The following is a 12,405-nucleotide window of genomic DNA, read 5'->3' as shown; positions in this document are numbered from 1 at the left end:
CGCCGGGGGCGTGTGCGTTGCGTCATGGCGCGAAACTAGACGCGAACGACCTTGGTGGCAAGCTGAAGGCTGGTAACCACGTCGAGCATGTTGGTGGTCTGCCCCACGGCCTTGCGCTCCAGCAGGCCAAAGAAGTCCAGACAGGTGCCGCAGACCAGGATGGACACCCCGGCGTCGGCCAGGGCCGAAAGCTTTTCGAAGGCCGGATGCCCGGGCACGGTCATCCGCACCGCGCCGTTGACCAGCACCAGGCGCCACAACTCCTCGCCGAGCTCGGGCAGCGTGCCCAGGAAGGCGACCATGAGCTTGGCGCCCAGGGCGTCGTCGCCCGAGCCCACGAACTCAGAGGGCAGGAACACGCAGACCTTGTGCTCCCCGGCGGCCGCCGGGGCGGGCGCGGCGTCCGGACGGGGCGCGGCGTCCTGCGGCCCGGGCGCGGCGGGGGCGGCGTCCTGGTGCCGGGCGGTCAGGCGCCAGCGGCCGTCCCGGGCCTCGGCCCGCACGGCGTAGCCCCGGGTGCCCAGGTAGCGGGTGACGTTCTCCCGCGCGGCGTCGTTGTCCACCACGACCTCGAAGGCGGCGGGGCTGCCGTTGTCAACGCATTGCTTGCATTGTAAGACTGGCTGCGGGCAGGGCATCCCCGCGCAGTCGAGGACGGGGACGGAAGGGGAAGTGCTCATGCGCGGCTCCTTGTGCTGACGATGCCTGAGTGAAGCCCCTGAGCCGCCCGGGGTCAAATAGCAATATCCGATGCCTTCCGGTCGGAACCATCGGGATTCCCTGCGCCGCGCTGCCCGCCCCGGGCTGGATTTCCCGGGCCGCTTGGCGTATCCATGCGCCTCACGGGACGCTGTGGCGCCCCCGGGCCGCAAAACAAGGAAAAACATGGGATCGGACACCAAAAAGGACTACCTGCGCAGCATCCCGCTGCTCAAGCGCTGCGTGGGCTATTTCGCGCCCTACAAGGGCGCCATCGCCCTGGCCGTCATCTCCATGGCCATCGTGGCCGTCAGCTCGTCGGCCTCGGCCTATCTTTTCCAGCCCGCGTGGGACTCCATCTTCGCCGAGCACGACCGGACCAAGCTCGTGCTCTATCCGCTGCTGGTGGTCCTGGTCTTCCTGGTCAAGGGCGTGTTCCGCTACGCCCAGAACTACCTGATGCGCATGTGCGGCCTGCGGGTCCTCGAGCGGCTACGCAACGAGCTGCACGGAAAAATCCTGCGCCTGCCCATGAATTTCTTCGACGACACCCAGGTGGGCATGCTCCAGTCGCGGATCATCATGGACGTGAACATGATCCGCAACAGCCTGCCGGCCGTGGTCATGCTCGTGCGCAGCTGCCTGGAGGTGGTGGGGCTTCTGGGTGTGGCGTTCTATATGAACCCCAAGCTGGCCTCCCTGGCGGTGTTCGTGCTGCCCCTGGCGGTGTACCCCATTATCTACTTCGGTAAGAAACTGAGGAAAATAGGCCGCAGGAACCAAAGCAAGATCTCCGACATCTCGGTGATCCTCAACGAGGCGTTCTCGGGCATCCGGGTGGTCAAGGCCTTCGCCACCGAGGGGCACGAGAACGCGCGCTTCGCCGTGGAGAACCGCCGTCTGGTGGACATCGCCCGCAAGGAGGTCATCTTCAGCGAAATGTCCTCGCCGATCATGGACATGGTCGGCGCCCTGGGCATCGCCGCGGTCATGTGGTACTGCGGCCAGCAGGTCATGAACGGCGAGATCACCCAGGGCATGTTCATCTCCTTTGTCGCCGCCGCCGGGCTGATCTACGAGCCCATCAAGAAATTCAACAGCTATAACATGGACGTGCAGCGCGCCCTGGCGGGCGCCGAGCGCGTGTTCGAGATTCTCGACGCCCCGGAGATCGCGGTGGAGGAGGGCGGGCAGGTCGAATTCGCCGGGCCCTTCGAGGAGCTGCGCCTGCAGGACGTGCGCTTCACCTATCCGGGCTGCGCGCGCCCGGCCCTGGACGGCGTGAGCCTCACCGTGCGCGCCGGGCAACGCGTGGCCCTGGTCGGCCCTTCGGGCTCCGGGAAGACCACCCTGGTCAACCTGCTGCCGCGCTTCTATGTGCCCCAGGCCGGGCTGGTGGAACTCAACGGCCGCCCGGTGCAGGACTACAGCCTGGCCTCCCTGCGCCGCAACATCGGCATCGTCTCCCAGGACGCCTTCCTGTTCGACACCTCGGTTCGCGACAACATCGCCTACGGCGAGCAGGGCGGCGAAACGGCGGACCCGGAGCGCATCGAGTCCTGCGCCCGGGCGGCCTACGCCCACGAATTCGTGACCCAGATGCCCGAGGGCTACGACACCGTGCTCGGCGAGCGCGGGGTCAAGATTTCCGGCGGCCAGAAGCAGCGCCTGACCATCGCCCGGGCCCTGTTCAAGAATCCTCCGCTGCTCATCCTCGACGAGGCCACCAGCGCCCTGGACACGGAATCCGAACGCAAGGTCCAGGCGGCGCTGGAGAACCTGATGCAGAACCGCACGAGCATCGTCATCGCCCACCGCCTGTCCACGGTGACCGGGGCGGACATGATCGTGGTCATGGAGCGCGGCCGGGTGGTGGCCACGGGCACCCACGGCGAACTCCTGGCCTCCTGCCCGCTGTACGCCCGGCTGCACAGCATGCAGTTCCGCGAGGAGCCCGGCCAGGGCGCCCCGGAGAGCTGCGGGCCGGAGCCCGCGTGAGGCTGCGCGTGCCCGTGGGGCTGCTGGTGCCGCTGCTTGCGGGGCTCTACCGGCTGCTGCTGTGGACCCTGCGCCTGCGGGTGGAGAATGCCGAGGCCCTGCGCGCCCTGTGGGCGGCCGGGCGGCCCACCGTGGTCGCCTGCTGGCACAACGAGCTGTTCTGCTTCCCCGGCCTGCGCGAGGACACGCGCTGGGTGGCCATCGTCTCGGCCAGCAAGGACGGCGAGATCCTGGCCCGCCTGCTGGGGCGCCTGGGCATCGGCACCGCGCGGGGCTCCAGCTCGCGCCTGGGGCTGACGGCCCTGCGCCAGGCCGTGCGCGCCATGCGCGAGGGCGACGGGCGGGTCAACGGCTTTGTCACCGTGGACGGCCCGCGCGGCCCGCGCCATGAGGTCAAGGACGGCGTGTTCCTCCTCGCGGCCAGGGCCGGGGCCATGCTGGTGCCCGCGCGGGTGCGCTGCTCCCGGGCCTTCGTTTTCCGCAAGGCATGGGACCGTTTCGAGCTGCCCCTGCCGTTCTCCACCTGCCGGGTGGTGTTCGGCGAGCCCTACGCCGCGCCCGCCGGGCCCCTGCGCGGGCAGGCGCTGGCCGCCGCCGCGCGCGACCTGGAGGCGCGCCTTCATGCCCTGGGCTGAATGGCTGGGCCGCAGCAGCGTGCCGGTGCTGTGCTATCACAACATCGGCGGCAACGGCGTGCCCCTGGCCGCGTTCAGCGAGCAGATGCGCTGGCTGGCGGCCAGCGGGGTGCGGGCCCTGGGGCTGGCGGAACTGCGCCGCGTCCTGGCCGGGGAGCCCCTTGGCGGCCCGGCGGTCTGCCTGACCTTCGACGACGGCTTCTGCGACCTGTACACCCGCGTGGCCCCGCTGTTCGCCAGCCTCGGCCTGCGGGGAGTGGTGTTCGCCATCAACAACCGCCTGCGCGCGGACCACGCCCCGCGCCATGAGGGCGACATCATCGCCGACGCCGCCCACCGGGCCTTCACCCTGGCGGGCGACCGCTCGGCCTGGCTCTCCGGGGCGGAGCTGCGCGAGCTGGCGGAGGCCGGTCTTTTCGAGGTCGGCAGCCACTCCCTGACCCACGGCATGGGCCCGACGGGCCCGGGAGAACTGCGGGAGATCCCCGGCCACTGGGCCTACGCCCCCTGGCGCGAGGGTGCCCGCCCGGGCCCGGCCCCGCGCCTGGCCCCGGAGCTGGCTGGCCCCCTGTGGCGCGCAGACGAGGCCCGGGCCGAAACCCCGGCCGAGATGCACGCCCGGGTCCTGGACAACCTCGCGCGCTCGCGCCAGGGGCTGGAAGAGCTGCTCGGCCGCCCGGTGACGGCCCTGGCCTGGCCCTGGGGCCGGGAGCACCCCGTGGCCCGGCGCGCCGCGCGCGAGGCGGGGCTCGACCTGCTGCTGACCCTGCGCCGGGGCCCGGTGGCGGCGGGCACGGATCCGCTGGACGTGCCGCGCCTGGAAGTCCGCCGCGCCAAGGGGCCGGCCTGGTTCCGCAGCCGGGTGGCGCTGCACTCCCGGGCCGGACTGGCCCGAGCCTACAGCGCCCTGCGGTTGTAGGGCAAAAGGGGTGACATGAAGGACATCGTCTACGCATCGCTGGCCGCCTGGGGCCAGGGCTGGGATTTCGAAACCGTGGCCGCGCGGGGCGAGCTGCTGGGCCGGGCCCTGTGGCGCCTGCTGCCCGCGCGGCGCGAGATGGCCTGCGAGGCCATGACCCGCCTGCTGGGCCTGGAGCCGGAACAGGCCAGGGCCGTCGCGCGGGAGAGCTTCGGCCACAACGGACGCTCCTTCCTGGAAATTTTGCTGGCCCACCGCGTGGACAAGCGCTTTTTGCACGACCGGCTGCGCATCGTTGACCCCACGGGGCTGGAGGTCATGGGCACCCACCGAGGCCCGGTGGTCGCCGTCACCGCGCACCTGGGCGCCTGGGAGCTGCTGGGCCCGATGTTCGATCTGCTCCTGCCCGAGCGCGAAAAGCAGATCGTGGTCCGCCGCCCCAAGGACCAGCCCCTGCACGAGCTGACCACGCGCCTGCGCACACGGCCCAACCTGGAAGTCCTGGACCACCGCAACGCGGCGCCGAAGGTCCTGCGCTGCCTGCGGCGCGGAGGAATCACCGCGTTTCTGGTCGACCACAACACCAGCACCTCCGAGGCGGTGTTCCTGCCGTTCCTGGGGCGCATCGCCGCCGTGAACATGGGCCCGGCGCTGCTGGCCCTGCGCGCCGGAGCGCTGATCCAGCCCGGCTTCCTGCTGCGCGAGGCGCAGGGGGGCTACGCCCTGCACACCGCCCCCGGCCTGGACACCCGGACCCTGGGCGGCAGCCGCGAGGCGCGCATCCACCAGGTCGCCCTGTTCTACACCCAGGCCGTGGAACGCATGGTCCGCCAGTACCCCAACCAGTGGTACTGGCTGCACAAACGCTGGAAGACCCAGCCCCCCGAGGGCTGGACCTACCGCCCCCCACAAAGCTAAAGCATAACTTCAAGTTTGCGCCGCCCCCGGGCCCTGGAACGCCCGCCAACCCATGCACCCTCTGGTCGCAAAAATCCGTACTTACTGGATATTCGTACCAGTCACCCCCCAGCCAGGGCGCCGGGGCCGCCGGGGGGAGGCCGCGCGCCCGTCTTGCATGCGGCGCTGCTCCCTGCTGTCCACCGGGCGGCCCCAGGCCGAGGCCCGGGACATCTTCCGCCAGCTCGCCGCGCGGGAGAGGAATCCCCTCAAGGCCGCCGGGGTGTTCGGCCAGACGGCGGCGGATTTGTTCAGCTTCCCGGCCGAGCATCCGGCTCATAACCGGATGGCCGCAGGTTCGACCCTTTTGCGAGGCGGGGCAGGGCGCGCGCGGCCCGTTCCCCTCGGCGCGGTTTCCTGCTACAACCCGGATGCGCTGGCCCCGCCCCCCGCATGGGGCGGGGGAGGGGCGCTGGGGGAGGGCCTGCCGTGAGGGTCGATTTCAGGCGGCGTTTCGAGCGCTTCAAGGACAGCCGGGCATTCCTGCTCTGCTGCGGGCTGGCGGCCACGATCCTGGTGGCCTGGCTCTACAGGCAGCAGCCGGGGCTGCTGCGCGACCTGGATTTCAAGGTCTACGACACCCTGGCCAGGGCCACGGCCACCAGCGCCACCACCGGGGTGCCCGTGGTGGTGGACCTGGACGAGGCCAGCCTGGCCCGTTTCGGGCAGTGGCCCTGGCCGCGCTACCGCGTGGCGCTTCTGCTCGCGCGCATCCGCGAGGCCGGCGCCCTGGCCGTGGGCCTGGACATCGTCTTCCCCGAGCCCGACCGCACCTCGCCCCGGGTGCTCCAGGACGCCCTGCGCCGCGACCTCCAGGTGGACGTGGGCTTCGCGGGGCTGCCCGACGCGCTCATGGACAACGACCGCGTGTTCGGCGACGTGGTCGGCTCCGGGCCCTATGTGTTGGGCTACTATTTCCATTTCGACCGCTCCCTGGACGAGGTGCGCGGCGGCGGCGCCTGCGCGCTGCACCCCGTGGCCCTGGTGGAAAAGCGCGACAAGGGCGCCCCGGCGGCCTCGGCCTTCCTCATCGACGCCCCGGCGGTGATCTGCAACATCCCGCAACTCTCGGACAAGGCGCACATGTCGGGCTTCTTCAACACCATGCCCGACCCCGACGGAATCTACCGCAAGACCCCGCTGTTCGTGCGCCACCGGGACAAGGTCTACCCGAACCTGGCCCTGGCCACGCTCATGGCCGCCCTGGGCCAGCGCCAGGTGCTGGTCAACGTGGCCAGCGACGGCGTCGAGAGCGTGCGCCTCGGCACCACGGAGATTCCCGTGGACCCGCAGGGGCAGATTTACACGAAGTATCGCGGGGCGCGCGGCACCTTCCGCTACGTCTCGGCCTGGAAGGTGCTCGAAGGCAAGCTCGATCCGGACGAGCTGAAGGGCAAGATCGTTTTCCTGGGCACTTCCGCCGCCGGGCTGCTGGACCTGCGGGCCACGCCCTTCGACCCCATCCTGCCCGGGGTGGAGGTCCACGCCACGGTGGTGGACAACATCCTGGCCAAGGATTTCCTCCAGCGCCCGGCCTGGGCCTGGGGGGTGGAGCTTGTGCTGCTGCTGGTGGCGGGGCTGCTGGCCACGGCGCTGCTGACCTGGGTGGGCGCCGCCTGGAGCCTGCTGCCCCTGGCGGCGGGCGCCGCGGCGCTGTGCTACGGCGCGTTCTGGTTCATGCAGGCCAGGGGGTTCTTCCTCTCGCCGCTGTATCCGCTGCTGGCCCTGGCGCTGAACTTCACCCTGCTGAACCTGCTCAAGTACTGGCGCGAGGAGGGACAGAAGAAATTCCTGCACTCCACCTTCCGCAGTTACCTGTCCCCCGAGCTCATCGACGAGATGTTCCGCAGCAAGACCAACCCGACCCTGGGCGGCGAGGCGCGGGTCATCACGGCGTTCTTCTCCGACGTGCAGGGCTTTTCGACCTTCTCGGAAAAGCTCACGGCCTCGCAGCTCGTCGAGCTGCTGAACGAATATCTCACGGCCATGACGGACATCCTGGTGGCCGACCGGGGCACCCTCGACAAGTACGAGGGCGACGCGGTGGTGGCCTTCTTCGGCGCGCCGATGGAGGTTCCCGACCACGGCTACCGCGCCTGCCGCGTTGCCGTGGCCATGCAGGGCAGGCTGGGCGAACTGCGCGAGAAATGGCGCAACGAACGCCAAGCCCCAGGCGAGGCGGAGCGCAACGTCAAGGGCTATCCGCCCGAGGTCTGGGCCCCGGGGGACAAATGGCCGCGCATCGTCCACGACATGCGCGTGCGCATCGGCCTGAACTCCGGGGAGATCGTGGTCGGCAACATGGGCAGCACCATGCGCATGAACTACACCATGATGGGCGACGCGGTGAACCTGGCCGCGCGCCTGGAATCCGGAGCCAAGCAGTACGGGGTGTACACCCTGGTCAGCCAGGCGACCCTGGACCAGCCCGCCAGCGACGAGCGGGGCAAACCCTGCCGCGTGGGCGACCTTGTGGAATCGCGCTTCATCGACACCATCGCCGTGGTCGGCAAGTCCGAGCCGGTGCGCGTGTTCGAGGTGCTGGCCCTCAAGGGCGGACTGACCGCGCCGCAAGAGGAGCTGCTGCGCGTGTTCGGCGAGGCCATGGAACATTATCTGGCCATGCGCTGGGACGCCGCCCGCGACGGCTTCGCCCGGGCCGACACGCTGGAGCTGGTCCCCGAGGCCAAGGTGACCCCGTCGCGGGCTTTCATGGCCCGCTGCGACCTGTTCAAGGCCACCCCCCCCGTGCCCCCCGGCGAACCCTGGGACGGCGTGTTCCGCCTGACCAGCAAATAGACGGCGCAGGCCAGGGCAGGGCAGCCCCGCAGAGGCCGCAGGGCGCCCCGTTGGCTCACCCGGCGAACGTCCGCCGGGTATACCCGCGATTTCCCAGGCCAGCGCGAGGGGCATGCCGTGTATACCGGGCGCGAAGGGCGCGCCCCGGCGCACCCGGGCCGCTTGCAGCGCCGCGGTGACGGCCCCGGGCCCGTGCCTCCTGGCGCGCACTGGCCTTGCCGGAAGGGAGGCGGCTCATACAAGCCCGCCGTCCCGTGGTCTGCCCCCGGCGCGCGGGCTTCCCGGAACAACTTCGGCAGATATGGATTTTCGCCTACCGCGTCGCCCGGCGGCCGCCTGCGCCCGCCGAGGGCAGCGCGCGCGGGCCTTGCGGCCATCTCTCCAGGACCGCGAGCCCCGGGGCACCGAAGTCGGCGTCGACTGCGAAACACGGACGCCGGAGGAGGCGCAGCGGGACAGATCAACCTCAAGCACAACTTTAAATATCCACATAACTCTGTTTTCATTATGTTTATGGCCTAAATTCGGTATAACCCCGAGAAGGGGCACCGTCCTGGCCGATCATGTCGGCCTCAGATATCCAGTTCATTTTTAAGCATGTTGCATTGATCCCCCTGGGGCCGTTCCAGGGTGCTCCGGGAGCCAAAAAAGGCAAAAACCCAAAGAAACCGGCTGGCATCAGCGGTCACCACCATCGGAGCGCCTCCCGCCTCGCGGCCGCGCCAGGATAGCCCGAGGGGAAGACGGAACCCCGCGCGCAGCGCACAATCGTCTTAGCACTCTGAAAAAACGACGGAAACCACAACAGGCCAACGCAGGGAGGGCATCCCTGCCCACGGGCTTGTCCGGCGGGCAGCGGCGTCATTGGCGGCGCCAGGATCAACGCCCCTCCACGCCTGAGCCTGCCCGGAGAGGCCACCCCGTGTGGAGCTTCAAGGTCCCGCAAGGGGCATTTTTTTTGCGTATACAAGGGGATGTGCCCCTTCTTCGGGGCCGGAGGCGGGGGGAGGGGAAAAGAGCCCCCAAGGGGGGCGGTGCTTCAGATGGCGTCCTTGAGGAAAGAGAAATGGCGGGCGCCCCCCACACCCGGGGCGGAGCGTCGCCCTCTTGTGGGCATCTGGCGCCCGCCAGGGGACAGCCCGGCACCCGGAACGACATATCCCAGGCGAAACAAAGGCTTCTGCGCGAGGCGCTTTCGGCTGCCGGAGGATTTCGAGGCCCGACGCAGCGCGGCGAAATCAGGTCGTGCGGGGCAACGTGATGCGCCGAAAGCATCTCGCGAGGGGCCATTTCAGGTTCAGGGCACCCCGGAAACCCCAAAAAAGGAAAGACGCAAAGGAACAGGCTGGCATCAGCATCCCAGGCGAACCGAAGGGCCGGGGGAGGCCTGGAACCGGCCCTGTACGCCCGTCTCGCGCCCTGGCCGGGAGCCCCCACAAACGGGGAAGGGCGTTTCAGCCAGGAAGCAACCAGGAAGGGCACAGGGCGTCCGGAGCGTGGGGAGGCCGACGGCGGGTTGGTGATTTTGGCGGCATGGATGCCTGCTGCGGCATGATCCGCGCGCGTCCGGGGGCAGGGGGCCGCGACGGGCGGAAGCGGCCTTGCCGGGCGCCCGGAGGACAAATCGAACGCCCTGGCATCAGCATCCCAGGCGAACCGAAGGGCCGGGGGAGGCCTGGAAACGGCCCTGTGCGCCCGTCTCGCGCCCTGGCCGGGAGCCCCACAAACGGGGACGGGCGCCCGGGCAGCCCGGAAGGCCACGAGGAAAGGACAGACGGCCGGGAGAACAGCCGGCAAAGGCCGGGGCCGGGCCAGACGAAAACGGGGAAATCCGGCTGAACAAGGAAACGGAAGGCGTGAATGGCCCGCTGAGTTACCCCCTTTACGAAAGAACGCTCCGGCTTGCTCTTCGGGAAGGCTGCGGGCAGGCATCAAGTTAGAGTGTTGCCTCCTGGATTTGTTTCACGAACCACAAGCTGACATAAATTACACACAATTCAGCATGGTTATGCCCCTCTCGACCCATTTTAAAGTTAACATAATTTACATTATGAGACAATCAGGCGTTGGTGAACGGGGATGGCGACGGGGTCGGTGCTGCTGTCCCCGGGCCTGCCGCGCTTCCGTTTTCGGGCCGCTCTGCTCGACACATCTCGGGTGGCGCTGCAACTCCCGAGAAAACCCGGGCCGAGCCCGCCGCCATCCGATATCCATACGCCGACGGCGGACTCATGGCCTGCCTGCGCGCCGCACAGCGCGGGCTGTTCCGGGGGGAAACTTGAAGTGGTTTTGAGGTTCAGGCCATGACATGGCCGCTCAAGCTCCAGAGATTCAGACGGCCCCTGTTCGAGGTCATGGGCGCGCCCTCCGGGAATAGCTGTGGCCAAAAGCAAGGCCCGGCAGGCGTGCTCGCCCCTTCCCGGCCCATCACGGCCCCGGGGGCCACGGACTCCATCTCGAGGCCACCAGGGCGCCCCGTCTCTTTCCGGATCCCCCGGCCGGGCACCGGATTCCCGGCAAGGCGCGCCCGGCTGTATCGCCGCCCCCGCCGGGCGCCTGTTCCACCCACGCCAAAGGCCTGCCTCGCATCCCTGTCCCGCACGGGCCGTGTGGGGCCTTTTTTCCGTCCCGGACGACCCGTGGGCTGCCCTGGCCCCTCAAAACCCTTCAGAAGGCCTCCACCCCCTGGACGGCTCCGCTGCGGGGATGCGTCTGGCAGCAACAACGGCCACCAGTTCAAGTACAACCATATTGAATAATTAGCAGAAGCAAACATTCCAGCGCCGGAGGTGCCGGAGGCAGCGCAGGCTCCGGCGCCGGACGCGCATGTCCCCCGGCATGCCCCCCGGCCTGCCGCCCGCTTCCGGAGTCCGGGCACGGCCCGGGGATGCAGGCGACGCCTGGATGAGGAGCTAACAATGCCAACTAAATGTTCGTGCCCGGCAGGGCGCGCCAAAGGACCTGGATGTGGTCGCCCATCCCGGGGCCTGACCGGTCCCTGTGCCTGTGGCCTCAGATGCTTCCGGCGGGCGATTTCCGATCCCCCCTCCTCCCCCAAGGCCGCCAACCAGGCATCCCTGGCGGCAAAAAACAGTTTTCAGCCCGTGCCAGGGCTGAATCGCTGTTCCCCACGGTGAAATGCTCCAGGGTCGAGCCGCCCCCGGAGCCCTCGACGCTTTTGCCCGACCCGGCTTCGTGCCCCGGCAGGGCGCACCCTGGATTCGGCCCCAGTTCGCCCCGGACCCGGAAGCCCCGCCCGGCCAGTGGGCGAGGCATCCCCAGAATGCCCAGACGCGCCCCGGGCGGCATCCTGTCGGCCCGTTCATGAACGCCGCAAAGTCGAAGCAGCACAGGCCCCGGCGCCGGACGCGCATGTTCCCCGGCATGCCCCCCGGCCTGCCGCCTGTTTCCGGAGTCCGGGCACGGCCCGGGGATGCAGGCGACCCCTGGAGAAGAGGCCAACGGGGCAGAATATAAAATAATCCAGGATGAACACCCCTTCCGGGGCCCGGCCAGCCGGACCATGTGCCCCGGCCTGCCTCCCGGTTCCGGGTTCCGGGTTCGGCTCTGTCTTTACGGGCCGTTCCGCCCGGGCTCCGCCAGGGCGGCCCGAAGTCCCCTTCCGGCGGGCTTGGGCCAGGGGCATGCCCGGTTCGCACCACCAGACGGACGTTTCCCGCCCTGGAACGCCTTCGGGCGGGTGCTGCCAGCCGGGGGCGTGACAGCGGGCCGTCCCCGCCCGGAAGTCCCGGACGCCCGCACAGGCTGCCAGCCCCGGCTCGGACGATGCGCAACAAGCCGCCCCGAGCCCGGGCTGAAGCGGCGGGCAGCCGCCTCCCGGGGGCCCGCAGGCTTCCGGGCGGACGGGTGGAGGCCGCCCCCGCCAGCCCCGGCGGCCTCCCGCTGGTTTTGCGTGCCGTCCGCCCGCCCTCGATGGATGCACAGGGCCGAGGCTGCGCGCGGGCCCGCATCGGCGGCGAAAGCTGAAGATACGACCGTATCCCCGTCGACGGCGGGCGTGTGCGGGGCCGCGTCCCCCCGTGCTGGTCGACAATTCTGGCGCCTCCCGTCGACGGCGCGAGCGAGCGCGTCTTTTGGGCCGCCTTCTCGCCCGGGCCGCCAGCCCCGGCGGCCGCCGGGGCCGGGAAGAGGGACCGCCCTGCCCGCTCGTCCGCCCACTCCGTGCCCCCGACTAGCGGATGAACGCGCACAGGCGAAGAGCGCCCGGCCCTCCCGCCCCGCTCCGGCGACCCGGCTCCCGGAAAGACGTAATAATCCATTGCCCGCGCAAAGAAAAAGGCCCCTTGCGGGGCCTTGGAGGCGGCGATTGCCCCCGGCGTAGGGGGAGGCTGGCCGTGCGGGGCTGGTATTCGCTAGCGCCCGCGTGCGGGGGGCTGG

General features: G+C 69.8%; 6 protein-coding genes. 5 read left to right on the top strand and 1 reads right to left on the bottom strand.

Going from position 1 to position 12,405, the window contains the following annotated elements; all coding sequences use genetic code 11:
• Positions 1-35 precede the first annotated feature (35 nt).
• On the bottom strand, positions 36-680 hold the full coding sequence (gene yedF, locus M0P34_RS08205) for a sulfurtransferase-like selenium metabolism protein YedF (RefSeq protein WP_291498306.1): 645 nt from the start codon (positions 678-680) through the stop codon (positions 36-38).
• Positions 681-885: 205 nt separating this feature from the next.
• Here yedF and M0P34_RS08200 point away from each other — a divergent pair, with 205 nt between their 5' ends.
• From M0P34_RS08200 to M0P34_RS08180, 5 genes are all read left to right on the top strand, one after another.
• Positions 886-2,697 carry an ABC transporter transmembrane domain-containing protein gene (locus M0P34_RS08200; protein WP_291498304.1) on the top strand — a complete coding sequence of 604 codons (1,812 nt, stop codon included), beginning with the start codon at positions 886-888 and terminating at the stop codon, positions 2,695-2,697.
• Positions 2,694-3,332 carry a lysophospholipid acyltransferase family protein gene (locus M0P34_RS08195; RefSeq protein ID WP_291498302.1) on the top strand — a complete coding sequence of 213 codons (639 nt, stop codon included), beginning with the start codon at positions 2,694-2,696 and terminating at the stop codon, positions 3,330-3,332. Before M0P34_RS08200 ends, M0P34_RS08195 begins: the two co-directional genes overlap by 4 nt.
• A complete protein-coding gene (locus M0P34_RS08190; RefSeq protein WP_291498300.1) occupies positions 3,319-4,251 on the top strand; it encodes a polysaccharide deacetylase family protein in 933 nt (310 codons plus the stop codon). Before M0P34_RS08195 ends, M0P34_RS08190 begins: the two co-directional genes overlap by 14 nt.
• Before the next feature lie 15 nt (positions 4,252-4,266).
• On the top strand, positions 4,267-5,169 hold the full coding sequence (locus M0P34_RS08185) for a lysophospholipid acyltransferase family protein (protein WP_291498298.1): 903 nt from the start codon (positions 4,267-4,269) through the stop codon (positions 5,167-5,169).
• Positions 5,170-5,637: 468 nt separating this feature from the next.
• Complete coding sequence (locus tag M0P34_RS08180; protein WP_291498296.1) at positions 5,638-8,007, top strand: adenylate/guanylate cyclase domain-containing protein; 2,370 nt, start codon at positions 5,638-5,640, stop codon at positions 8,005-8,007.
• Positions 8,008-12,405: the final 4,398 nt, after the last annotated feature.

The organism is Desulfocurvus sp. (genome assembly GCF_023230885.1).
Lineage (GTDB): Bacteria > Desulfobacterota > Desulfovibrionia > Desulfovibrionales > Desulfovibrionaceae > Desulfocurvus.
The sequence above is the reverse complement of the archived record's forward strand: the minus strand, read 5'-3'. Positions and strand labels throughout refer to the sequence as shown.

Excerpts from the sequence above, each read along its gene's own strand:
- yedF (WP_291498306.1), bottom strand. The coding sequence starts at position 680 with ATGAGCACTTCCCCTTCCGTCCCCGTCCTCGACTGCGCGGGGATGCCC.
- M0P34_RS08200 (WP_291498304.1), top strand. The coding sequence starts at position 886 with ATGGGATCGGACACCAAAAAGGACTACCTGCGCAGCATCCCGCTGCTC.
- M0P34_RS08190 (WP_291498300.1), top strand. The coding sequence starts at position 3,319 with ATGCCCTGGGCTGAATGGCTGGGCCGCAGCAGCGTGCCGGTGCTGTGC.
- M0P34_RS08185 (WP_291498298.1), top strand. The coding sequence starts at position 4,267 with ATGAAGGACATCGTCTACGCATCGCTGGCCGCCTGGGGCCAGGGCTGG.